The organism is Winogradskyella helgolandensis, from assembly GCF_013404085.1.
GTDB lineage: Bacteria > Bacteroidota > Bacteroidia > Flavobacteriales > Flavobacteriaceae > Winogradskyella > Winogradskyella helgolandensis.
Genome location: NZ_JABFHO010000001.1, coordinates 1650101 through 1675000 on the forward strand (window position 1 = coordinate 1650101; position 24900 = coordinate 1675000).

The following is a 24900-nucleotide window of genomic DNA, read 5'->3' on the forward strand; positions in this document are numbered from 1 at the left end:
ATATGTTTTTTGTTTTTTTAGCCACTTCATCATAGGTTATATCATTTGAACAAACAAACCGTCATCGGTTTTGTCAACCTTAGTTAAGCCATGTTTAGCTAATCCTTTTAAACCTTTGTCCCAGCCTTTATTACTTAAGCCAGATTTAGATTTAAGAATATTTAAATCCATACGTTTTTCAGCTTTTAAAACTTCTAAAATCGCTTTTTCATTATCACTAAGATCTACTTTCTTCTTCTCTGGTCGCATTTGAGGAAAGAATAATACTTCTTGGATGCTCTGATTATTAGTTAAGAACATAATTAAACGATCCATTCCAATACCCATTCCAGATGTAGGAGGCATTCCGTATTCTAACGCACGTAAAAAATCGTGATCAATAAATTCTGTGGCTTCATCATCACCTTTTTTAGCTAAACTTAATTGGTGTTCAAAACGCTCGCGTTGATCTATTGGATCATTTAATTCTGAATAGGCATTGGCAACTTCTTTACCACATACCATTAATTCAAAACGCTCTGTTAATTCAGGATTCTCTCTGTGCTCTTTACATAAAGGACTCATTTCTTTTGGGTAATCAGTAATGAATGTTGGTTGAATATAATTCCCTTCACATTTTTCTCCGAAAATTTCATCAATCAATTTGCCTTTACCCATCGTCTCATCCACTTCTATATGCATGCCTTTTGCAGCTGCTCTAATTTCGTCTTCAGACTTATTGTAAATATCAAAACCTGTGAATTCTAAAATAGAATCGCGCATGGTAATACGTTTATATGGAGCTTTAAAGTTAATTTTATGTTCACCAAAAGTGGCTTCAGATGTTCCATTTACAGCTAGTGCACAATGCTCTAAAAGTTTCTCACAGAAATCCATCATCCAATTGTAATCTTTGTACGAAACATAGATTTCCATGGCTGTAAATTCTGGATTATGAGTTCTATCCATCCCTTCATTTCTGAAGTTTTTAGAGAATTCATAAACGCCATCAAATCCACCAACGATTAAACGTTTTAGGTATAATTCGTTAGCAATTCGCATGTATAACGGAATATCTAAACTATTGTGATGTGTTATAAACGGACGTGCGGCAGCTCCACCAGGAATGGGTTGTAAAACTGGAGTCTCTACTTCAAAATAACCAGCATCATTAAAAAATTGACGCATAGCATTAAAAAGCTTGGTCCGCTTAATAAATACTTCCTTAACGTGAGGATTTACAGCTAAATCAGCATAACGCTGTCTATAACGTTGCTCAGGATCTGTAAATGCATCATAGGTTTTTCCGTCTTTAACTTTTGGTATTGGTAAAGGTTTTAAGGCTTTACTCAGTACTTTAAAATTTTTAACCATTACCGTTTTTTCACCAACTTGCGTTGTGAAAAGTGTACCTTCAATTCCAATAAAATCACCTAAGTCGAGTAATTTTTTAAAGACATCATTGTAAAGTGATTTGTCTTCGCCTGTACAGATTTCATCGCGATTAAAATACACTTGAATACGACCTTCGCTATCTTGCAATTGTGCAAAAGACGCTTTTCCTTGAATGTTAATTGCCATTAAACGACCAGCTATAATAACCTGTTTACCTTCTTCAAAATCCGATTTTATCTGTTTTGAAGTATGGTTTACCGGAAATAAATCCGCTGGATAAGGGTTGATCCCTAAAGCTCTAAGCTTTTCTAACTTTTGGCGTCTTACCAATTCTTGTTCTGAAAGTTGCATTCTTATTAATTTTTATCGACTTACTTGTTTTTCAGTAAGCAGATGCAAAATTACACTTTTTACAAAAATTAACGAGCTCCTTTTGGGTTAGATTTTATAACCTCTAAATTTTCTTTTAAATCATTATTATCTGGATGTAATTTTATCGCTTCTTCTAGGACTTCTATTGCCTTTGTTTTATTGCCGGAAACACCAAGCGTATTGGCTAAGCTCATAAATGTTCTTGGTTGATCTGGAAATATCTTAGCGTTTAAAGTAAATACTGCAATAGCTTCGTCAACTCTATCTGTTCCATAGAGGATTCGACCATAAGTATTGAGTCCAAACATGTTTGGTGCTTTTCCTTTAAACTGTTTTAGTAGCTCTTTCTGTTTTTGTTTTAAGCCTTCGGCACCTTCTTTACTCAGAATATTATTAACGGTGCTTACAATCTGATAGTTAGGTTTATAATCGTTTACCGTAATAATATTCTGGATGTCTTCCTCAAACGTTTTGATAGGATGTTCTACAATACGGTTGATTTCTTTTCCATTCTTATAAAAAATAACTGTTGGTACGCGGTGAATGTTTAAACCAGCTTCTTCATGTTGAGGACTTTGTTTGTACATGTTTGCTTGCCTACTTACTGCAACCACTGTTAATTGTTCCATTGGAAATTCACAAGCATCTAACACTTTGTAAAATTTTGGAACTTCCTGTTTGCTATCTCCACACCAAGTACCCAAAAATAGAGTGATGGAATAGTTCTTTAGTTCTGAGGCAATTGTACTAATCAATTCTATATTTGGTTCGTATGCTTCATGGTTTTTAGTGAACCATGATTTGTAATTATCTCGCTCTAAGCCTTTTTTATCAATTCTTCCGAGTAAATAAGGAGTTTCACCTTCGTTTATGATTTCTTGATTTAATTGCTGTGCATGGGTTTGAAATGCCATTATTAATGTGATGAGCATTAAAAAAATGTTCGTTTTCATTTTGATGAGTTTATAATTAGAATGATGAATTGTAGATTAATGTCATTTCGAATGCTAAACGCATAAGGAATCTCATAGAGAATTTATAGACATGTTCTTATGTGAGATGCCGCTATACTAAACCTTTCGGTTTAAAGTCGCGCACGCTTCATGCTACCGAAATGACATTATATTAAAAACGGGGTAATTTTCTAGACTTACTTTGCGGCTACAATAGTCCCTTTAATCTTCAGGATTTTGTTCCCTCCTTCAGCATTAGACATTACCGTGATGGTTTTGGTGAAGGCACCCAATCGCTTAGTATCGTATTTAATTTCTAATTCACCTTGGCTTCCTGGTTGTATAGGTGCTTTAGAATAGCTAGGCACTGTGCAGCCGCAACTTGTTTTTACTTTTGTAATGAGTAAGGGAGCATCACCAGTGTTGGTAAATGTAAAGAGGCGCTTCCCTTCAGAATTCTGAGTAATCGTCCCGTAGTCAATAATTTCTGTTTTAAATTTTAAAATAGCGACTTTAGAATCGTATTTGTCAAATTCAGTTGGTGGTGCTACGTTAAAAAAGTTCATTGCTAAAACTAAAATAACGGCAATGTTTAAAGTTTGCTTCATAATAAATATTTTAAATGATTAATATGAAAACAAACATCACATATAAACATGTAAATGTTAAAAAAACCAGGTTGGAAATCGGTACTAGTACCAAGGTTGAATTTTGTAACTATTTGATAAATAGTGATTTTGCATCATCTCTAGATTGTACATTGAGTTTCTTGTAGATGTTGTTAGTGTGTGTTTTTACAGTACTCACACTTAAAAAAAGGGATTCAGCAATGTCTTTATTTGTTTTATCTAAGAGCAAATGCTCTAAAACCACTTGCTCTTGTTTAGATAATTTTGCTTTTAAATCGTCTATTTTACATTGATTGCGTTTCCAAAAGCGATACAGGAAAAATAGATTTAGCATCATTGAAAATCCTAAAATAGCATAGAGGAAAATACTCAAGTTTGATGTTGTATTTCCATGCGAAGAAGATAACATATAACGATCAGCTTCTAGTTCGTTGGAATATTGATTGGTGTAGGTTGAATTTGGGTAACTTGTTTCTAATCGTGTTTTTAAATTATCGTAATAGTCGTTTTCCTTTAAATCTTCAACATAATAGCTATGCAAATCACTACTTCTATCCGATAAATACTTATAAATATAGAGTTCTGCTAAAGGTTCATTTAAAGCCTCACCGAAGTATTGAAGGGTTTTAAACCATTTTTTGTTATTTAGTTTTCGATTGGCTTCACTTCTAAATTCACTATAAGCAAAACGCATATCATTTTTTAATGAATCGATTTTTACAAAAGCGTTAGCCTTTGGGTTATTGGATTCTACCCGGCAAAATACCTGGTTTCCAAATGAAAAAGGTAACTTTAAGGTGTCCGAATTTTTGGCAATGAAGAGGAGTTCTTCACTATCACTACAATGCCCATTAAAGTGATTGATACCTTGTTGCATATCGGAACATTTATCTACATGAATGCGATAGATTCTGTTTTCGGTATCGAGCATATTCCCTTTAAATTCAAAAAAACCATTAGAGTCAGCCGATGTTTTTGCAATAATTTGTTCGGAATACACACCAGACATTTTTCGGTAATCTTCAACAATAGAAAGGTATACAGATCTGTCCCATTCTTCAGGGTTTGTATAACCCGAAAAAGAATATTGAGCTTTACAAACTGAGGTGATAATTAAAAAAACGTATAGTGTTTTTAGTCGCATGTAACGAAACTACATAAATTTATTAGGATTTTGATACATCAAATTCATAAAAAGTGTAACAAACCGAGTGGAATGACGTCCTATTTATACATCAAATCATCAAACAAATTATGAGTATCTGGCGCGTTATCCTTTCTATCATTTGTCCACCTTTAGCAGTTTTAGATAAAGGCTGTGGTTCAATTCTAATCACGTTTCTATTATGGCTATGTGGTTGGGTGCCTGGTGTTATTGCCGCATTGGTTATATTGAATAATCCAGAGCGATAAAAGTCTTACCTTTGTAGCTTTAAACACTAAAATATTACAATGAAAAAGGTTTTTACACTACTTATGTGTGCAGTGCTATTGGCGCTTAGCAGTTGTCAGTTCTCTGAAAATATTTACATAAATGAAGATGGTAGTGGTACCGTAAAATTCTCAATGGATGCATCAGAAATGATGGATGTGTTAGAACAATTAGGTGATGACGCTTCTGGCGAAATGAGCAAAGCTGTAGATTCAACAATTGTTTTTAAAGACTTTCTAGTAGAATATAAAGATAGTATAGAGAATTTGTCCTTAAAAGAGCAAGAAAAGATTAAAGCCATGGAAGATTACAAACTTCATATGGTTATGGATCCTGATAAAAAGAAGATGTTTTTTGATATAGAAACAGATTTTGATAATGCCAATGAGTTGCGCGATATGTACAAAGCAATGAATAATTTCAATAGTTTAAAAGGAGATGAAACTGCTAGTGATAACTTACCGTTAAGTCCTTTTTCTAGTATGGGGAATGAAGGTTCAACTTTGGTGAGTTACTCATATGATGGTAAGGTTTTTAAAAGAAGTGCTGAGATTATTGATGTCGAAAAACACCAACAATCTTTAGATAGTATTGATAAATCGGCTATGATGTTGGGATCGTCTAAGTATAGAATTAATTATCATTTTCCAAAAGCTGTAAAGTCCTTTTCAAAACAAGGAGCCATGTACAGTGAAGATAGAAAAACGGTTACTTATGAAGTTGCGTTTATCGACATGCTTAAGAATCCAGAACTATTGGATATTGAAGTTGTTTTAGAAGATTAAAAACTAATTATTTTGAATAAAACGATACAACTTCAGGATTTAGGAATTAAGGATTTTAAGGACACTTGGGATTACCAAGAAGCACTTTTTAAAGCCATTTTAGAGACTAAAATAAAGAATAGAAGAGAGGATGCAGGTTTAGTTACTGACAATCACTTTCTTTTTGTAGAACATCCACACGTCTATACTTTGGGTAAAAGTGGAGACTTGTCTAACTTATTGCTTTCAGAGGAAGAACTCACAGAAAAAGGAGCGACTTTCTACAAAATAAATAGAGGTGGAGATATTACTTATCATGGTCCAGGCCAAATTGTAGGTTATCCGATTCTAGATTTAGATAATTTCTTTACAGATATACATAAGTACTTACGTTTTTTAGAAGAAGTGATTATTCTCACATTAGCTGAGTATGGATTAAAAACCGAACGTAGTCCTGGTGAAACAGGGGTTTGGCTCGGGGTTGGAACACCATTTGCTCGTAAAATTTGTGCAATGGGAGTACGCGCTAGCCGTTGGGTAACGATGCATGGATTTGCATTGAATGTGAATGCCGATTTAGGGTATTTTGATCATATTATTCCATGTGGTATTCGCGGCAAGGCAGTTACAACACTTAATAATGAATTAGGTGTCGATAAAGTTGATGAAACTGAGGTGAAAACTAAGATTTTGAAACATTTTTCAGAATTATTCAATGCTGAGTTTACAGCGTCTGTGGATTAGTTTCTTTGGCTGTATTTTCGCTTCGTTTTGATGTAACCATATCTTAAATCATCATAAAATAGACTGATTGCTAAGATAAATGCAGCTACTAATAATGTATTTAATTTTATATCTAATTTTGAATAAAGGTAACCGCCAACGAGTCCTCCAAAAAAGAAGAAGCAAATAATTGCAATTCTCAGCTTAATCGTTGCTATTATTTGGGTTCTGTTATGGTGATTTCCTCGGAAACATAATTGGGAAAGCTCAATTCCTAAATCTGTAAATAAACCTGTTAAATGGGTTGTTCTCACCACTGCATTAGAGATTTTTGTTACCAGTGAATTTTGGAGTCCCATAGCAAAGAGAAGTGCGCAAATAATGACATTTGGATATTGTATTGTAGTTATGTCGCTTGTAAAAGCAATTACAGCTAAAATAAGAACTTCAATTAATGTTGGGAGAACAAAAACATTCATTCGTTTGTTTTCTTTGAATTTTTCAATAAGAAAACTTGAAAAGAAAGAGCCAAAAAGGAACGATATAATATAAAGTAAAAAGATAGTGCCTTTCCAAAATTCAAAATTGGCTACATCACTAATAAACAGCGCAAAATGGCCGGTGACATTGGTGGTTAATTGGTGAAATGCTAAGAATCCAGTGACATTGACAATACCCGCAACAAACGACAAAATAGTAGCAATTCGCAGATTGTGTAATAATGTTCTGCTTTTACCTTGATGTCTAAACATGCCTTTTATTTTAGAGGATCAAATTACATACTTTTTATGAAAATAAGACTTATAGTGTACAATACCTGTTTCAATTAGAGCAATTCCCATTAAGCATGTGCATCTCACTTGGGTTATAGGCGTTATTTGACGCAAAATTGTAGCCATTCATAAAGTCGTCCATTCCTGAAATTAGAGTCGTTAAACCACAAAAATCGGATAACTGAGGATTCGATTGGATGTTAATTATACCTCGGTTAAACGCGAAATTTACCATTGGGTCCAAATCTGTAATATTTGCGTTTTCCCAAATTAGCAACGCGTGGTAGTCAGCCTGATTATCGCTAAAATTAATGTTTTCAATGCCGCTAAATGTTGTAAGTGCATTGTTTCTAGATATTTCTAAAGTATGGTTAAGATCTGTTAAATTTTCTAAACCATTCAAGTTACTTAAGAGCGGATTGTCAGCTATATGAAGCGATATGGCTTGACTTAAATTTTCTAAACCATCTATATTTTGTAAAACATTATTGTTGGTTATGTTTACTGCAGAAGTGCTGGAGGTTATATTATTTAACCCTTCTAAGTTTAATAAACTATCATTATCAATAATGCTTAATTCTCCACAACTAGCAACACCTTCTAAACCAATTAACGAGGTTAAACTGTCATTGTTAGAGATCGATAGCGTATGCGGAACATTGCTTAAATTTTCTAATCCGGAAATTGAATTTAGACTCGGGTTATATACTACCCAAAAATAATTAGTAACAGAACTTAGAGAAGATAATCCATCTAAACTTAAAAGCATATCATTATCTGCAATATAAACTTGGTGAGCTGTAGTGATACCATTGAGTCCAATACAATTAATTAATTGGTCGTTATCTTCAATAGTTAGTTTAGCATAGGAGTAAGTTATATCTATATTTTCTAAACCATTAAAATTGGTGCATATGGTGTTTCTTATAGAAAGATTCCCATTCACTGAAGTTATACTTTCGAGTAAAGACAAATCTGTAATGTCGGTTAAATTCTGTTGTAGGCTACCTATGTTAAGATTACCATCGATTTCATTATAGCCATCATTACCAAAAGCGTCGACCATAGATTGATCACTTAATAATAAATCATCATCGTAAATTTTAATATCCGTAGTAAAACTGAATGAAACCGTTGTTGTTTTTCCTTGTTCATCAACAGCCTCAACCCAACCTGTATAATCCGTTAACCCTCTTAAGCTTTCAAAAGATTGGTTTAATGCTATTGATTCGCCTTCTATAAGTAGGTCTTCTAGATAAATATTGTATATAATTTCTCCTTCTTCTGGGTCAGTAGAAGCAGTCCACGCAATTCTTGGATAAAAAGGGTTGGTGCTGGTTATAGTTATTTCAAATAACGATGGAGGCTGATTTAGGGTAGTTTCAAAATTAAAAGGTGCTGAAATTGTATGTCCTTCGGGATCAGAAGCTACAACTTCACCACTATAACTTTCGTTTTCTAGTAATCCTTCAAAACTGTAAGTTGTATCTGTGATGTTATCTACCTGTTTTATGTTGTTAAGATAAACGTCATAGAATACAGTACTTCCTTCTGGATCTATGGATGGACTCCAAGTGATGTCAGCAGAAGTCTCCGCAATAGGATGTACTGTAACTTCAAAAGTTGAAGGAGGTTGATTTTCAGTTTCATCAACATCATTGTCTGAACACGCAGATACACAAATGAAGAAAAGTCCTAAGATTAGTTGTCTTTTAATTACTGCAATTTCCATTGGCAATATCAGTTGTTGAGGGGTTATATGAGTTGTTGTTTATTGATGGACTAGAACCTGGAGAGAAGTTTTGCATTAAATCTTGTAGTGCACAAAAATCTGATAAATTGCTGTTACCAACAAAGTTTATGGTACCGCCTATTTGGTTTAAATTTTCTAAACCATTTAAACTTGTAAGGCTTGTGTTATAGAAAAAACTCAAGTTACCATAGGTTATTTCGGTAAGAGTAGCTAGGCCATTTACGTTTTGCAAAGCCGAATTATCTTGAATATCAAAATCACCTCCAACAATACTTAAGGAGGATAACGCATTAAAATTTTCGAGTAATGTGTTTTTTATAAATACACGACCAATACTTTCAATATTATTAATTCCCTCTAATGTGGTCAGCGCCGTGTTGCTTGTTAAATTTAGATCGCCAATTAACGCCGTAACGCTACTGAAAGCATTAATTTGAGTTAGAGACCAATTCGCTTGAAACCAAATACTATCTACAGAATTTAAATTGTTAAATCCAGTAACAGTAATTAGATTTATATTATTTAATATGGCTAGTGTTGTGCCAATTGTGGTAAGATTGTTTATGCCTGATATATCTTGAAGATTACTATTTTGTTCAATTTGAAATGTACCAAATACTTCTTCCAATTTGTCTAGGCCATCTAAATTATTTAGACCATCATTATTACTGATTTTGAAATTCTGACCAACATGCTCTATGCCTAAACCTGATAAACTCGTTAAGGTTCCCATAAAATTGATATGAAAATACCCTCTCACTATTTTTATGCTGTTAATAGGTGATAAATCCGTAACATCAGTAAACACGGCAAGTCCATCCATCTCTAAATTACCGGTGATTTCAATGTATCCAAGTTCTCCAAAGCTATTGACGGCTTGTTGTGTTCTTAGGCTTAAATCCCCTTGGTAAATACCATCTAAGGTTTCTAAATTAGAAATTAAATTAGTTGTATTATCTATGTCATCTTTAGCAACAATTTTAAGGTTGTAAACTGTTGCCGCATTTAGATTTTCGATTAAAAAGCTAGTCTCGCTCAGGTTTGAAGCAATCAACGTATCATCAATGTATAAATCGTATGAAACATTTGTACCTTCTGGATCTATAGCTTCTGTCCAACTGACATCAATTGAAATATTGCTTGGTGTAGCTAAAATAATTTCAAAATTGCTTGGTGGTAAATTTTCAGTAGTTGTAAATGAAAAATCAGCAATGCGCTCGTTGCCAGAAGGATCGTGAGCTATAACGAAACCTTCATAATCATTTGAGATTGATAAGTTTTCAAAACTATAAGTTCTAGTGTTTTGATGACTAGAATATTCTTGGTTTTCCAAATAAACCGAATAACTTATTGTGTCTCCTTCTGGATCAAAGGATTCGCTCCAGCTAATATCTATATTGGTAACACTGGTTGAGTTTACAGTAACTTCAAATTCTGAAGGAATACCATTATTACTTGTATCTGTAGAGCAACTCAATGCTGTTAACACAACAAGTATAAGGAGTGATTTTGTTATATTAATGTAGGTTGGTTTTTCTTTTGTAGGTATTGGAGTCAATAGTTTTGAAGTAAAAGATTAGAGAACTAAGTTCTACTTTTTTTTTAACATGTACAAACCAAATTATGTCTCATCATTAAAAAATACCTTATAAAAATGCATTTTTTTGTCCTCATCGTAACCACGTTCTAAATATTCTGCTGAGGCATCTGGTGCATCAACATCTAGTTTTATTTGTATGTTGGTGTCCAATTTAATTTCGGTTTTAATCTTTTGCTTTTGTTTTTTTAAAGCAACTTCCGAAACGTCAAACTGGTTTCTAATGAGGACTTTATTGTCAGTCTCATAAATCTTTTTATAGTCTTCAAAAAGTTGAATTTTATCTTCCTCCTCAAAAACTTCTTCTTTAAACGTATCGATATTTACAATTTCGTTTTCTTTGAAAAAGTCAACTGTTTTAGCTAAAAAGTTGCTCTGTTCTTGACCTCCATAATTAGGTTGTAATATTTCTTTAGAAAATTCTCTGCATAGCTCTATGCAATTCTTGGTGTGCTGGTTGCTATCGTCAGGATACCTAATGTTTAGGAAACTTTTAATCCAATATTGGGTGTCGTAAGTGTTGTTATCAACGCTAAATACAATTTTACCTTCCATGTCGGAAGTATTCAAAATTAAACACCCTTTATCTACCTTCTTAGCTTGAATCCCTTTTTGCACTAAAATGTCGTAGTTATTATCTTCTAAATAGGTCTGAAAAAATTCTGTTTTGTTTTCAATTTTAAAGATACCAATGGCATCGGTAAAATAGTCTTCATATTGTACATTTTCAAAATGACAAATAAGGACATCTCCTGTTTTAATTTGAGCCGAATTACTTTGTTCAAACAAATGGGTTACAATATGCTTTGAAATCTCTACAAAATCAGCGTCCTCTTTAAAAAGTTGATCGCTGTAGATGTTAATTTCATTCAGCCCAACATCACTATGGTGATGGAAACGATAACTTTCTGCAACACTTACAAAAGGCTTTAAAAGATACGGTAGCATTAAATTATAAGTGGCTTCATCAAATTCTACAATAGCATCAGAAAAAGCATTTTTTGTGCCATTAAATTTATTGCCAACTTTGTGAATTATACAGCTTCTTAAGGATGCTTTTTGTCGTTTTATCATGGGTAGAAATAGTGTCTAAATATTGATTATGCAAAACTACAAAAGTAGGGCTTATTCTGATTGAAAATAGTCCTAAAATAGAATTGCTTTTAGTGTAATTTGTATACCACTATGGTTTTATCATCGCTTTGTGTGATCAATTCCAAACCTCTATCGTTATCTAGTTTTTCTAGAACTGCAGCTGCCGTACCAAAAACAGGAAAATTAGGAATTGATTTGGCTTGACTATCAAAAAGATATACCTTTTTAGATTGTAAATCTGTAGTGGTTACATAGATTTTATCATTTAAATAATAGATTCTAGGCTCAGTATAGTCGCCATAATCTAAATCTATAGTTCTCGATTTAATGATTAATCTATTCTCTCTTAAGGAAACTAAAGTTTTACTAGTGGTGGCAATCTTGTGTTTGTCTGTAAGATTTAGGTTTTGTGTGCTTAAATTCCCTCTAGTATCTACTTGAATCAGTTGGCCTAATGTGTTGGTCGTTGTAAATTTATTTTGGTATAAGTAAATGTCATTACCCGAAAAACGAATCTTGTCTTTTACATTAATTCTAGCAGCACCTTGTCTGTTTAAAATTTTAAGATGTTCGCCAGAACCAAACACGATATAATCTTTGCTTCCTATTCTGAAATGTTTGGGTTGAGATGCAATTTCAGAATTATCGTTTTTATAATTAAACCCGCCAACAGACTGTCCTTTTGCATTGTACATCAAGAGGTTTTTACCTTGAGTAACAAGTAATCGGTAGTCTTTTCGTTTGTCATAATCAAAAACCGAAAGCGGTTGGGTAATGGCATCGTTAAATTTTAAAGGGAAAGGGGAGACATCATTACCATTTCGATCTAAGATATAAAGTTGATTTGGAGTTGTAAACGCTAATTGCAAACGACCATTTTTATATATATCAATCTGCTCAACTTGGCCTGAAATTCGACCTTGTAGTTGTTTTTTCCAGAGAATGTTACCCGTGCTAGAGACAAGATAAAGTATGTTATTAATATCTTGCACTACAATATCGTGTGCTTTAGAAACATGATTTTTAACGGCTTGTGGTGTTGTTAAGATGGTCGCTTCAAGTTGTGTTGTAAACGTTTCGGCAACAGAATTTGAAGCTGCTCTTTTTTTGAATTTCTGAATGATTCCGTTAATATGTGTATAATTATCTTCGCGTATAAACTGAACAGCATTGGCATTATAACCAGTCATAGTGTTACCCAGAACACTAGATAGTTCTTCAGAATCTTTGAAGATAAATAACGATGCTTCATCACTCAAATTATCACTGATACTTTGAAATGCATCTGAATTAGCGAGTGTATTACCGTTTAAAGCATCAGTTAAAATAGACTTTAGAGTTTCGGTAGAATGAGAAAACACAATAAAATTTTCAAAAACAGAAAAGAAATTCGCATTTTCAAAACGAATAAATGGTTTTAGGTTTGACTTGAAGAAATCTCGATTTCCAAATTCATAAATATCGATATCTCTAAAAGATTCAGATATTAATTTATCCTCAATAGATTCAACAATTAAGTTGGGATCTAATGAATGGAGGGCTAATACATCGTCAATTAATGCAATTTCATCTGTTAAGTTTAAGAAGGTTTCAGGGACTTCAATAATGCTACCCCTTGCTTGATTATTGTTTCTGTTAAATACTGAAAAATTATCATAACTAATACTGATTAATGATGCTGTATTATAAGGGGCAATTGAAGGGGAGTTTGTTTTTTGTGGAATGGTGTTTTTAAAACTGTCAAGAGCGTTGAAACTTGAATCTTTAGAGGTTATTATGCCGTTATAATTCAGCCCTTTTTCTGCATAATCAAAATCTAAAACGGTAAAGCTTGAATTATCTTTATTTACGATATCGGAAAACAATAATTTAGAATAATTAGTCGCCTTTGATTTAAATAGGACGGAAGCCACCGATTTTTCATCTGTCGTTTCAATTAATTGACTAAGTTTAGTGTTTTCGTTTTCGGAATTGAGTGTTTTTAAAAGTTCTAAATTATTTGAACCTGCAAAAGTGTTTCCTATAATTTTATGGTAAATGGTTTGGTCGTCTATTTGGGTTTCTTCAATGTTTATATCGGTCAAAGTTTTTGAAATAATATTCTTAATAGAGTCCAAGACAAAGAGCGAACTATCGTTTTCCGTTAGAATGAGAAAATTTGAGTCTTGAGATGAGATATAAACATGCTCGGTTGTGTTCAGATTATTGAGAAATAAAACGGCATTTTTTAACTCCTTATTATATAGGTTGGAGAGTACATCATTATTTTCAATACTATTAACAAAATCGTTGAGCTCATTTACACGAATGACTGAAGTGGATTCAGCAGGAATAAATTTATAAGGTTGTTTGGTTTTGTTGTAGTCTTTTTGGCATGCAAATACAAATGTGAATACTATTAATAAAAAACCAAGTCGCTTCATTAGATTAAAAATTTAATTTACAAATATAAAAGTTATATATCCAATTTGTATTGCTCAGGTAATAATCTAAATGATTTTCTATGATATTTGGTAATGCCGTATTTTTTTATGGCAGCTCTGTGTTCTTTTGTTGGGTAACCTTTGTTTTGTTTCCAGTTGTACATGGGAAATTCGTCATGTATCTGTTCCATATAATAATCTCTGTATGTTTTTGCTAATACAGAAGCGGCTGCAATACTCAGATACTTACTGTCACCTTTTATTATCGTAGAATGCGGAATGTTATCGAAAGGTTTAAATCTATTGCCATCTACAATAATATATTCAGGGGTGGTTTTTAGTTTTGAAATCGCTCCATGCATTGCCTTTATTGAAGCGTTCAATATGTTAATGGTGTCGATCTCAGATTCAAAAATATGTTGAACACCATAGGTGATACAAGTATTCTCTATAATAGGTTTTAATAACGTTCTGTTTTTTTCAGAAAGCTGTTTTGAATCGTTTAATAGAGTGTTTTTAAAAGATAGCGGTAAAATTACAGCTGCGGCTGTTACTGGACCAGCCAAACAGCCTCTGCCAGCTTCGTCCGTGCCACATTCTAAATTAAAAGTTGAAAACTGAATTTTTAGAGCCAAAACGTAAATTTTTGAACAAAGTTAAAATTTTAACGCAACCCTTTTACACTTTTTGCATCTAAGTATTGAGTAAAAGGTTTAAAATAAAGGAAAAAATGATTTATTCGTATCGTTATCAATATGGTAACGTTCTTAACATTTTTTTAGCAAAAACACTTGGTTATTTAATATAAAATTAAGATGTTTGCAACTAGACTAACTCAAATAATTGTTTTATGAAATTAAAGTTAACATGGTTATTAACGCTTTTTATGGCGTTCGTGATGCAATTTTCTTTTGCACAAGAGAAAACTGTCACAGGTACAGTTACAACAGTAGCGGATGGTTTACCCCTTCCTGGCGCTAGTGTAATTGTAAAAGGGACCTCTAGAGGTCAACAAACAGATTTTGATGGTAAGTATACCATTCAAGTCAATCAAGGAGATGTTTTAGTAATTTCTTATGTAGGTATGGAGCCTGGAGAAGTTCTTATTGGTGCTGGAAGTACTTACGACGTTGCTTTAGAGGATGCAAATACTCTAGATGAAGTAATTGTTGTTGGGTATGGTACATCAACAAAAGATGCTTTTACTGGTACTGCGACAAAAATCGCTGCCGAAAATATAGAAGCTAAAACAGTTTCTAACATCTCTCAAGCTCTTAAAGGTGAGGTTGCGGGTGTGAACGTTATTACAGGTAATGGTGCTCCAGGATCTGATGCAACAATCCGTATTCGTGGTTTTGGTTCTGTAAATGGTAACACAGCTCCTTTATACGTTGTGGATGGTGCTCCATATAATAGTGATATCTCTTCTATTAATGCAGCAGATATTGAAAGTACTACGGTATTAAAAGATGCAGCTGCAACTTCTATCTACGGATCAAGAGGGGCAAATGGTGTTATCTTAATTACAACTAAACAAGGTAAATCAGGAAGTTCTGTAATATCTGTTGATGTTCAGACAAGTTTAAACTCTTTATTGTTACCTCAATATGATGTTATTGAGTCTCCAGAAGAGTATATTGAGCTATCTTGGTTGGCACTTAAAAATAAAGGTGCTTTATTAGGCCAAGCAGATCCATCAGCATATGCAAGTGCTAACTTGTATGGTACAGCTGAAGGTATCAACAACCAATATAATATATGGGATGCACAGGGTTCTGATTTAATTAATCCTTCTACAGGTCAATTTAATTCAGGAATTTCTCGTAAGTACACTCCAACTAAGTGGTCTGACGCAGCATTTAACACAAGTGTTAGACAAGAAGCTAACGTTCAGTTTAGTGGTGGTAATGAAAAAACAAGATTTGCAACTTCTTTTGGTTATTTAGATGATCAAGGTTATGCAATTAAGTCTAGTTATAAAAGATATACTACCAGAATCAATTTAGAGCATAAAGCAAAAGATTGGTTAACTATTGGAGGTAATCTTGCATTTACAGGAGGTAGATATACTAACTCTGGTGGTGATGAAAATGAATCTAGTTCGTCAGGGAATATTTTTGCATTGACTTCTACAACACCTAGAATCTATGATATTTATCTTAGAGATACAGATGGTAATCGTATTGCTGATCCTATTTATGGAGGTTTTCAGTATGATTACGGTGGAGAATATGGTAGAAGAGCATGGACAAATACTAATGGTATTGCTGATGCAAATTATAATTTAGAACAAACAGATGTAGTTACAATGTTAGGTAACTTTAATGTTGGTGTTGATTTTACTGATTATTTAAAGTTAGAAGTTCGTTACAGTGGGCAATATAATTTTTCTGATAACTCTTCTAGAGCAAATCCATATTATGGAGGTTCTGCAGATGTTGGGGGAACGTTATTTAAACAACAACTTACAAATACAAACCAAAACTTTTTACAGTTATTACGTTTTAATAAATCTTTTGGAGAGCATGGCTTAGAGGCATTTGTTGCACATGAGTCTACTGAAAATAGATTTAAGGTGTTTGGTGCAGGTGCTCAAACAGCAATTCTACCTAATACATTAGATTTAGCGCAATATACTACACCATTTGGTAACGCATATTCTTATTCTCAAGGTTGGACATTAGATAGTTACTTTGCGCAAGTAAATTACAATTACGCACAGAAATATTATTTTACAGGTTCTGTTAGACGAGATGGTTCTTCACGTTTCTTAAATGATAAATGGGGTACGTTTGGCTCTGTAGGTTTAGGTTGGGTAGCTTCTAAAGAAGATTTCTTATCAAATGTTAGCTTCTTAGATTACTTAAAACTTAAAGGTAGTTATGGTGTAATTGGTGATCAAGGTAATAACTTACAGTACGGATGGCAATTGTATAATATTAATGATACTGCAGATGGTAGTTATTCATTTACTCAAGGTTCTACATTAGCTAACCCAGATTTAACTTGGGAGACTTCTAAAATTGCACAAGTTGGTTTTGAAAGTACTTGGTTTAATGATAGATTAGATCTTGATGTAGATTACTATGTTAAAAACACAACAAATTTATTCTTTAACCAAAGTTTACCAGGTTCTAGTGGTTCTGCTCAGATTCAATATAACGATGGTACTATGCGTAACAGTGGTATTGAATTCAACGCTTTAGTAAGAATTATTAAAGATGGAGATTTCAGATTATCTGCTGGTATTAATGGTGAATTATTTGATAATGAAATTACTGAAATGCCTAAGGATTACTATACTGGTGAGCCTAAAGTATTGGATGGTAGATATTCACAAGGAAAATCTCTTTATGATTGGTACATGCGTGAGTGGGCTGGTGTGGATCCTGCTACAGGTGCAGCATTATGGAATTTATACTATGATGATTTAGATGGTGATGGTATTTATGGTGCTGGTGATACACAAATTGCTAGTATGAAGTTGTATACAGATGAAAATCCTAATGCAAACATTAAAAAGACCACTACAAGTAGTTATACTGAAGCAACAAATAAGTATGTTGGAAAATCTGCAATTCCTAAAGTAAGAGGTGGTTTCCGTATTAATACTGGATATAAAGGTTTTGATTTAACGGCACAATTTAGTTATAGTTTAGGTGGTTATGTTTACGACTCTGGTTATGCTAGGTTAATGGAAAACAGAAACCTAATTGGTAGTGATAACTTCCATACAGATGTAAGAGACTCTTGGAAAGAACCAGGTGACATTACTAATGTACCAAGAATATCTGCTGGTTATAATACTGATTCACAATACGCTGTAACATCTACTAGATTCTTAACTAAAGCTGATTACTTATCTTTAAATAACATAAACCTTAGTTATACGCTTCCAAAGCAAGCTATTAGCGATATGAATCTTTCAAATGTGAGAGTGTTTGTATCTGGTGATAACCTTATGATGTTAAGTGCTAGAGATGGTCTGAACCCATCAACACTTATTAGTAGCTCTAACTCTGGTATATATATGCCAATGACTACATTTAGTCTTGGAGCAAAAATTGAATTTTAAAAAGAAAAATTATGAAAAGAAGTATTGTATGTTTAATTGCATTTGCCTCATTAAGTATAATGGGCTGTGGAGAGGATTTTTTAGATCCAGTTAGAAACACGAATGTTATTACTAGTGAAGATTTCGCAGATTTCTCTGAGCAGAATCCTGAGTTAATCGAAGGAACACTAGATGGTATTGCTAGTTTTATGATCCAAGATCAAGGGATTTTAGATGGTCAGCATTATGACTTAGGTCATAAAGGTGTTGATATTTGGTTAGATATGTTATCTGGCGATATGTCATTAGCAACCAGTTCTTATGGTTGGTATAATGGTGTGTCAAATTTAGTAGCTACTGTAGATTTTACAGCAACTGAGAATAGAATTATCTGGGATTATTTTTACAAAATCGTTAATTTATCGAATAGTGTAATTACATCTGCAGGTGGTAATGATGCAGATCCTGAAGGAGCTGAAGTACGTCGTATATTAGGTCAAGCTAAAGCGTCTCGTGCATATGCATATTTTTATTTAACACAAATTTTTCAGAGAGAATATGATCCTGCTCAACCTATTTTACCTTATTATGATGGTGAAGTAGCAAATGCAGCAAAGGTACCAGCGTCTGAAATTTATGACTTAATTATTGCTGATTTAACACATGCTATCGATTTATTAGATGGTTACACTCGTGAACTTAAGAATCAAATAGATCAACCTATCGCTCAAGGGTTCTTAGCATACACATATGCTGCCATGGGGAATTATGCTGATGCAAAAATATATGCTGATGCTGTAATTAATAGTGGTTATCCATTAACAACTGCAGATCAATTAGCTTTTCCTGGTAATGGTTCAGGTTTTAATGATATCAACACTGCTTCATGGATGTGGGGATTTGATTTAACGGAAGGTTTAGGCCATCAATTAATTGATTGGTGGGGACAAATTGATTATTTCACATATAGTTATGCTTGGGCTGGTGATTCAAAAGCCATAGATGATGGGTTATATGCTCTGATTCCAGCTAACGATATTAGAAAAACACAGTTTGGAACTGCTAATGCGCCATTAATGCCAATCAATAAGTTTTTTGATCCAGGTAGAGCTGCAGGTGGTCAGTATATTATTACTACTGACTTAATTTTCATGAGAGTTGAAGAGTTTTATTTGTTAAGTGCAGAAGCTGCCGCTAAAACAGGTGATGAAGGAGCTGCTAAGGCTACTATGATTGAGCTTTTATCTAGCCGTTTAGGTAGTAGTGAAGCTAGTTCTTACATGTCGTCACTTTCTGGTACTGCTCTTCAAGATGCAATTTACTTGCAAACAAGAATTGAGCTTTGGGGTGAAGGGAAAGTTTATTTTGCTTTAAAGAGAAATCAAAAACCAGTAAATAGAGGAACTAATCATGTATTCCGTGCTGGTGAATCTTTTATAGCTAATTCAGATGAGATGTCATTTGAGATTCCTCAAAATGAAATCGATAATAATCCAAGTATCAGCGAACAAAACTAAAACAACGTAATTATTATGAAAAAATATTATAAATATATTGCAATGTTCACAGCAGTATTAATGTTTAATTGTGAGCAAGATGATTCATCATCTTTAAGTGACTATGTTGGATTTGAACTAGGACCAACTAAAGTTATTGTTGAACAAGATTTGACGTCTACGATTGAAGTAATGGTATACGCAAGTGAAGTATCAGGAAGTGATCGTACTTATACAGTGGAAGTTGATGAAGCTAATTCTACTTTAACTAGTCCATACACTTTAAGTACTGTAACTATTCCAGCAAATACTAATGAAGGTTCTTTTTTAGTGACTATCACTGATGATGAGACACTTAATTATTATGAAGCTGACAAAACCTTAATGATTAATTTTAAAGGTGTTGAAGGTTTAGATTTTAGTTCTGGGTATTTAGTTAATGTTGCCGAGGCTTGTCCTGGTATCTATGCTACAATATCTATCACAACAGATACTTGGCCAGAAGAAACTTCTTGGGAATTGTATGATTTATCTGGGACACCAACAGTTATTTTTTCTGGGGGTACTTATGATGGATTAGCTGATTCTACAATCAATACAGAAGTTTGTTTATTAGCAGGATCTTATGGAATCGTAGTTTTGGATTCTTATGGAGATGGTGGAAGTTCATATACTGTAACCAATGGTTCTACTGTTTATGTTGAACCTACGACTTTAACGAGTGGGTCATCATCCTCAACTTTTACTGTAGAATTGTAAAACATATTCTTATATTATTTAAAGCCACCATAGTTATATGGTGGCTTTTTTTATTTAATAAGTTTCTATAAATTATATCAAAATACTGTATATTGCAAGATAAAAATTTCTAAAAAAGAACTATGAAAAATTTCTTACCCCTTATTGCTTTTCTTTTCATGCTTAATATTGGCTATAGTCAAAACCCAAACAATGCTAGTTTTTCCAAGGAAAATCTTTCGTTAATAAAAAGGTTAGAGTCTCAAGAGCAAGATCGAATCGCTAGAGTTGAAGCTTATTTACAAGCTAATCCTGATACTAAAGTTACTATAAAAGACAGTATAAATATTACACATTTATTTGATGTTAGAGACGGAGTAGTGCTGTATAAATCTACATATAATTTACTTGCGTCTAGAGGAACTAAAACATCACATCTTCAAACAGGTGGTAGTTTAGGTTTAGATTTGGATGGCGACGGTATGACTGTTGGTGTTTGGGATGGTGGTCCAGCTGATGATACGCATCCTGAATTTCAGAATACGGCTAATACAGCATCGCGTATTCTTAAAATAGATAATGCTGTTGTTGATACTGATGATCCGGGTACTTATAGTAGTCATGCAACACATGTATCTGGGACTATAGCGGCTAAAGGTGTTGATGCTAATGCTAAAGGTATGGCAACTAAGGTGACTGTAAAATCATACAATTGGAATAATGATGAAGTTGAGATGGGAATTGCAGCTAATGATGTTACTAATCCAATTCTACTTTCAAATCACTCTTATGGTGTACCAGTTCGTAGTGATAGTGGTGATTATTTACCATCTTGGTATATGGGAGCTTATTCGCAAGACGCAAAAAACATAGATGATTTGGCTAGAGTAAATCCAAAATATTTAATCGTTGCTTCTGCAGGTAATTCAGGGAACACAACATACGATGATGGCATGCTCGCTGGCTATGATAAATTAACTACAGATAAAAATGCTAAAAATAACCTAGTTATTGCTAATGCTAATCCATCTTTAGCATTTTTTACTTACGAATTAGAGAACTTAGTGATTAATCCAAGTAGTAGTCAAGGACCAACAGATGATTTAAGAATAAAGCCGGATATCGCTGCAGATGGAACGGATTTATATTCTTCAATTCCAGGTGGTTTATATGCTACTTATACTGGTACATCAATGTCAGCTCCAAATACAACTGGTACGTTAGTATTGTTACAACAATATTACAACCAATTACATAGTGAATACATGAATTCAGCAACTTTAAAAGGTTTAGTATGTCATACAGCTATTGATGATATCGCGGCTGCTGGTCCAGATCCTAAATTTGGCTGGGGTTTTCTAGATGCAAAAGCTTCTGCTGAAACAATTTTAGACGGAACGACAGGTGATGCTCTAATTAGTGAGGATAATTTGTCGCAAGATGAAGTTGTTGAGATGACGTTCTCTGCACAAGCAGGTGATAAGTTAAAAGCTACTATTTGCTGGACAGATATGTCAGGTGGTATTAATAACGGAACATTAAATGATGCGACACCAAGATTGATTAATGATTTGGATTTAAGAATCTCTAAGGATGGTGTAACTTACTTTCCATGGAAATTGGATTTTTCTGCAACTGCTGGTTTTTCTAATTCAAAAGGTGATAACACTGTAGATAATGTAGAGATTGTTGAGATTGATGCGCCTTCTGCAGGTGTTTATACTTTGACGATATCTCATAAAGGAACATTAAAAAGTGAAGAAGGTGGATTTTTTGACCCTAAGGATCAAGATTTCTCTTTAATTATTACAGGAAGTAATCTTACTCTAGGTACTGCAGATAATGTATTATCTAATAGCTTAGTGGTATATCCTAATCCTAACAAAGGTGAATTTACAATTAGTTTTGACTCTAGTTTAAATAATACTAATGATGTTAAAGTAGATATTTACGACATAAGTGGACGCTTAGTTTATAAAAACGCTTTCGATAACGGTTCAGTTCGTTTTAACGAAACTATAAATTTAAGTGGTGTAACTTCAGGTGTATATATTGCAAATATTTCTCAAGGAAGTAATGTTACATCTCAAAAGATTATTATTGAATAAAAATTTCAATAATTACAGATTATTAAAGGCCAACAATTATTACTGTTGGTCTTTTTTTGTTAAGTAAATTGTAATTTTTCACTCATAAACAATAATTTATAGTTTACTTTGTTTCACAACTAGATAGTATTACATGCAGATCAAATATTTCTTCATAATTGTATTTTGTTTATTTACAGTAGGCCTTAGTTCTCAAACTAAACTTAACAAAGCTTATACTGGTGGACAGGATAGTGCAATGTCTAAAAAAGCTAAAGGATTTAAAGAATTGGCAACCATAGATATGTATCTACAGTATAATAATGCACAAGACTCGATACAAGTAGATACGACACTAACCATTAAAAAAGAATATAAATTCAACTACCTTCAGAAAGATAATTTTGAATTAATGCCATTTGCTAATATTGGGCAAACGTATAACACACTTAGTTTTAATGCTTGGGATAATAGTACGTCACCATTGTTTGGGGCTAGAGCACGTCATTTTAATTATTTAGAGCACTATGATATTATGTCTTATGAAGTGCCAACTCCATGGACGCGTTTAACATATAAGACGGCATTTGAACAAGGTCAACTTTTAGATGCTTTCTTTACGGTAAATCTTTCTAAACAATTTAACTTTTCAATTGCATATAAAGGATTAAGATCTTTAGGAAACTATCAAAACGCATTAACTAGTACTGGGAATTTTCGATTTATTTCAAAATATAAGACGAAAAACGAAAAATATCAAGCTAAAGGTTATGTGGTGATGCAAGACTTGCTAAATCAAGAGAATGGTGGTTTAGAAACAGAAGACTTGGAAAATTTTACTTCGGGAGAGGTAGAATTTTTAGACCGTTCAGTATTTGATCCTGTATTTGAGGATGCAGAAAATATATTAAAGGGTAAACGTTTTTATTTTGAACACTCCTATGGTGTACTTCAAAACAAAGATTCCTTATCTAATAACAGCATCAGACTTATTAATAAGATCTCTTTAGAAGATAAATATTATCAGTATAGCCAAACAGAATCCGCCACAACTTTTTTTGGTGATGCTTTTACCAATAGTATTAATGATAAAGTAAAGTTAGAGAATTTTAAAACCTCGTTCGGATTAAATTATATTAATAATGTAATTGGTGATATTTCGTTCGCTGTAAATTACACAGATGTTAATTATGGTTATAATAGTATCGTATTGTTGGCAGGTGAAACCATTACTAATAGAATTAAGTCAAACTACTTTGGAGTAGAAGGGGCATATTCAAAAACCTATAAAGGTTTTAATATTACAGGTAAGGGCGGGCTCAACCTTTCCGATACATTTGTTGGTAGTTATTTAGAAGGGGAGTTAAACTTAAAGTTGAATGAAGATATTGCGTTATCTGGTGGGATTTCAATAAACTCTAGACTTCCAAATTATAATTACCTGTTATATCAAAGTGATTATTTAAATTATAATTGGTATAATTTGGAGAATTTTAATAATGTAAATACACAACAATTAAAATTCAATTTAAAATCTCAAAAATGGTTAAATGCCACTTTAGATTTATCTAATATAGATAACTATACCTATTTTAATTTAGAAGAAACTTTAGATGATGTTAAGAAAATATCGCCAAAGCAATATAATAAACCACTTCAGTATTTAAGATTAAAATTACAGAAGGAATTCAAAGTTGGGAATTTTGCATTGGATAATACGGTAATGTATCAAAATGTCGTCAGCGATGATGATGTTCTAAACGTACCAGCAATTATTACAAGAAACACATTGTATTATTCCAACGACTTATTCAAAAAATCAATGAGGTTACAAACAGGAGTTACCTTTAATTACTTCTCTGAGTACAATATGAATGGTTATGATCCTTTATTAGCAGAATTCTATACACAGAACGAAACTAAACTTGGTGGTTTCCCGAGGCTAGATTTCTTTATTACGGCTAAGGTTAGACAAACTCGTATTTTTTTCAAGGCAGAACACTTCAATTCATCATTTACAGGATACGATTATTTTTCAGCACCAAATAATCCATACAGAGACTTTACTATTAGGTTTGGTCTAGTGTGGGATTTCTTTTTATAGTATTATAGCGTTTCTCTTTTGCTTTTAAGAGGCAAAAGAGCCGCGTCATCCGCTGTATCTTTTTTTAGAATAAATATTTAGAACAGAATACGACCATACTTATATAAGAGCATACCTTATATAATGGTGTTACAGAATCAAAAAAAAGGATGCCGCTACTACCGCTAACGCGGGTACTTGTAGTGGTTCAGGAATTGGATAAGATCAGTGTTACCTATGATTAATGGGAATAAGATGCTACGAACTATTTTGATTTAAAAAAGATTTACGGTGTAAGTTAGTGGTTTCAAGAGTCTTAAAAAAAAGATTAAAATAAAATTAAAAAAGGGCTTGTGGGTTTAGAAAAGGGTTATATATTTGCACCCCGAAACAAAAACATTTAGTTGCGTTTCGAACGTTCATTTCCAGATAAATTAAGGTTAGAAAAATAATAAAATATTTTTTCAAATTAAATTTGTGAGAGTGAAAAAAGGGTTTTATATTTGCACCCGCTTAGCGAAACAGTGTTAAGTAAAAGTAAAGAAAAGTTCATT

The 24900-nt window shown here is 33.0% G+C and carries 18 protein-coding genes; 8 read left to right on the plus strand and 10 right to left on the minus strand.

Going from position 1 to position 24900, the window contains the following annotated elements; all coding sequences use genetic code 11:
- Positions 1 to 36 precede the first annotated feature (36 nt).
- The 4 genes from lysS to HM992_RS06765 form a co-directional block, all read right to left on the minus strand.
- Positions 37 to 1725 carry a lysine--tRNA ligase gene (gene lysS / locus HM992_RS06750; RefSeq protein WP_178985784.1) on the minus strand — a complete coding sequence of 563 codons (1689 nt, stop codon included), beginning with the start codon at positions 1723 to 1725 and terminating at the stop codon, positions 37 to 39.
- Positions 1726 to 1793: 68 nt separating this feature from the next.
- Entirely contained in the window at positions 1794 to 2699 is a 906-nt protein-coding gene (locus HM992_RS06755; RefSeq protein WP_179319149.1) for a thioredoxin family protein, read from the minus strand.
- Positions 2700 to 2896: 197 nt separating this feature from the next.
- Positions 2897 to 3307: a DUF1573 domain-containing protein gene (locus tag HM992_RS06760; protein ID WP_179319150.1), complete on the minus strand. Its 411-nt coding sequence runs from the start codon at positions 3305 to 3307 to the stop codon at positions 2897 to 2899.
- Positions 3308 to 3416: 109 nt separating this feature from the next.
- Complete coding sequence (locus HM992_RS06765) at positions 3417 to 4472, minus strand: response regulator transcription factor (RefSeq protein WP_179319151.1); 1056 nt, start codon at positions 4470 to 4472, stop codon at positions 3417 to 3419.
- Positions 4473 to 4582: 110 nt separating this feature from the next.
- Here HM992_RS06765 and HM992_RS06770 point away from each other — a divergent pair, with 110 nt between their 5' ends.
- From HM992_RS06770 to lipB, 3 genes are read left to right on the plus strand one after another with little or no spacing between them, the layout of a single operon-like run.
- Positions 4583 to 4741: a YqaE/Pmp3 family membrane protein gene (locus HM992_RS06770; RefSeq protein ID WP_092446701.1), complete on the plus strand. Its 159-nt coding sequence runs from the start codon at positions 4583 to 4585 to the stop codon at positions 4739 to 4741.
- Between the two features lie 39 nt (positions 4742 to 4780).
- A complete protein-coding gene (locus HM992_RS06775; protein WP_179319152.1) occupies positions 4781 to 5545 on the plus strand; it encodes a hypothetical protein in 765 nt (254 codons plus the stop codon).
- Positions 5546 to 5557: 12 nt separating this feature from the next.
- A complete protein-coding gene (gene lipB, locus HM992_RS06780; RefSeq protein ID WP_179319153.1) occupies positions 5558 to 6268 on the plus strand; it encodes a lipoyl(octanoyl) transferase LipB in 711 nt (236 codons plus the stop codon).
- On the opposite strand, the gene HM992_RS06785 is transcribed toward lipB, so the two are convergent.
- The 6 genes from HM992_RS06785 to HM992_RS06810 form a co-directional block, all read right to left on the minus strand.
- The gene (locus tag HM992_RS06785; protein ID WP_179319154.1) at positions 6265 to 6999 is read right to left on the minus strand and encodes a YoaK family protein; all 735 of its coding nucleotides are present in this window, start codon (positions 6997 to 6999) and stop codon (positions 6265 to 6267) included. The genes lipB and HM992_RS06785 overlap by 4 nt on opposite strands.
- 70 nt (positions 7000 to 7069) lie before the next feature.
- Positions 7070 to 8752: a fibronectin type III domain-containing protein gene (locus tag HM992_RS06790; RefSeq protein ID WP_179319155.1), complete on the minus strand. Its 1683-nt coding sequence runs from the start codon at positions 8750 to 8752 to the stop codon at positions 7070 to 7072.
- On the minus strand, positions 8733 to 10331 hold the full coding sequence (locus tag HM992_RS06795) for a fibronectin type III domain-containing protein (RefSeq protein WP_179319156.1): 1599 nt from the start codon (positions 10329 to 10331) through the stop codon (positions 8733 to 8735). Before HM992_RS06795 ends, HM992_RS06790 begins: the two co-directional genes overlap by 20 nt.
- A 63-nt stretch (positions 10332 to 10394) precedes the next feature.
- Positions 10395 to 11444: a nucleoid-associated protein gene (locus tag HM992_RS06800; RefSeq protein ID WP_178985775.1), complete on the minus strand. Its 1050-nt coding sequence runs from the start codon at positions 11442 to 11444 to the stop codon at positions 10395 to 10397.
- An 89-nt stretch (positions 11445 to 11533) separates the two neighbouring features.
- On the minus strand, positions 11534 to 13888 hold the full coding sequence (locus HM992_RS06805; RefSeq protein ID WP_179319157.1) for a ribonuclease HII: 2355 nt from the start codon (positions 13886 to 13888) through the stop codon (positions 11534 to 11536).
- A 32-nt stretch (positions 13889 to 13920) separates the two neighbouring features.
- Complete coding sequence (locus tag HM992_RS06810) at positions 13921 to 14523, minus strand: ribonuclease HII (RefSeq protein ID WP_179319158.1); 603 nt, start codon at positions 14521 to 14523, stop codon at positions 13921 to 13923.
- A gap of 215 nt (positions 14524 to 14738) precedes the next feature.
- Here HM992_RS06810 and HM992_RS06815 point away from each other — a divergent pair, with 215 nt between their 5' ends.
- The 5 genes from HM992_RS06815 to HM992_RS06835 all read left to right on the plus strand — a co-directional run bounded on the left by HM992_RS06815 (position 14739) and on the right by HM992_RS06835 (position 24367).
- Positions 14739 to 17963 carry a SusC/RagA family TonB-linked outer membrane protein gene (locus HM992_RS06815; protein WP_179319159.1) on the plus strand — a complete coding sequence of 1075 codons (3225 nt, stop codon included), beginning with the start codon at positions 14739 to 14741 and terminating at the stop codon, positions 17961 to 17963.
- A gap of 11 nt (positions 17964 to 17974) precedes the next feature.
- Positions 17975 to 19459, plus strand: a complete 1485-nt coding sequence (locus tag HM992_RS06820; RefSeq protein WP_178985771.1) for a RagB/SusD family nutrient uptake outer membrane protein — start codon at positions 17975 to 17977, stop codon at positions 19457 to 19459.
- A gap of 15 nt (positions 19460 to 19474) precedes the next feature.
- Complete coding sequence (locus tag HM992_RS06825) at positions 19475 to 20197, plus strand: hypothetical protein (protein ID WP_179319160.1); 723 nt, start codon at positions 19475 to 19477, stop codon at positions 20195 to 20197.
- 122 nt (positions 20198 to 20319) lie between these two features.
- Complete coding sequence (locus tag HM992_RS06830) at positions 20320 to 22284, plus strand: S8 family serine peptidase (protein ID WP_179319161.1); 1965 nt, start codon at positions 20320 to 20322, stop codon at positions 22282 to 22284.
- A gap of 133 nt (positions 22285 to 22417) precedes the next feature.
- Positions 22418 to 24367 (plus strand): putative porin, encoded by a 1950-nt coding sequence (locus HM992_RS06835; RefSeq protein WP_179319162.1) that lies wholly within the window; start codon positions 22418 to 22420, stop codon positions 24365 to 24367.
- Positions 24368 to 24900 lie beyond the last annotated feature (533 nt).

Excerpts from the sequence above, each read along its gene's own strand:
- lysS (WP_178985784.1), bottom strand. The coding sequence starts at position 1,725 with ATGCAACTTTCAGAACAAGAATTGGTAAGACGCCAAAAGTTAGAAAAG.
- HM992_RS06755 (WP_179319149.1), bottom strand. The coding sequence starts at position 2,699 with ATGAAAACGAACATTTTTTTAATGCTCATCACATTAATAATGGCATTT.
- HM992_RS06760 (WP_179319150.1), bottom strand. The coding sequence starts at position 3,307 with ATGAAGCAAACTTTAAACATTGCCGTTATTTTAGTTTTAGCAATGAAC.
- HM992_RS06765 (WP_179319151.1), bottom strand. The coding sequence starts at position 4,472 with ATGCGACTAAAAACACTATACGTTTTTTTAATTATCACCTCAGTTTGT.
- HM992_RS06770 (WP_092446701.1), top strand. The coding sequence starts at position 4,583 with ATGAGTATCTGGCGCGTTATCCTTTCTATCATTTGTCCACCTTTAGCA.
- HM992_RS06775 (WP_179319152.1), top strand. The coding sequence starts at position 4,781 with ATGAAAAAGGTTTTTACACTACTTATGTGTGCAGTGCTATTGGCGCTT.
- HM992_RS06785 (WP_179319154.1), bottom strand. The coding sequence starts at position 6,999 with ATGTTTAGACATCAAGGTAAAAGCAGAACATTATTACACAATCTGCGA.
- HM992_RS06790 (WP_179319155.1), bottom strand. The coding sequence starts at position 8,752 with ATGGAAATTGCAGTAATTAAAAGACAACTAATCTTAGGACTTTTCTTC.
- HM992_RS06800 (WP_178985775.1), bottom strand. The coding sequence starts at position 11,444 with ATGATAAAACGACAAAAAGCATCCTTAAGAAGCTGTATAATTCACAAA.
- HM992_RS06805 (WP_179319157.1), bottom strand. The coding sequence starts at position 13,888 with ATGAAGCGACTTGGTTTTTTATTAATAGTATTCACATTTGTATTTGCA.
- HM992_RS06815 (WP_179319159.1), top strand. The coding sequence starts at position 14,739 with ATGAAATTAAAGTTAACATGGTTATTAACGCTTTTTATGGCGTTCGTG.
- HM992_RS06820 (WP_178985771.1), top strand. The coding sequence starts at position 17,975 with ATGAAAAGAAGTATTGTATGTTTAATTGCATTTGCCTCATTAAGTATA.
- HM992_RS06825 (WP_179319160.1), top strand. The coding sequence starts at position 19,475 with ATGAAAAAATATTATAAATATATTGCAATGTTCACAGCAGTATTAATG.
- HM992_RS06830 (WP_179319161.1), top strand. The coding sequence starts at position 20,320 with ATGAAAAATTTCTTACCCCTTATTGCTTTTCTTTTCATGCTTAATATT.
- HM992_RS06835 (WP_179319162.1), top strand. The coding sequence starts at position 22,418 with ATGCAGATCAAATATTTCTTCATAATTGTATTTTGTTTATTTACAGTA.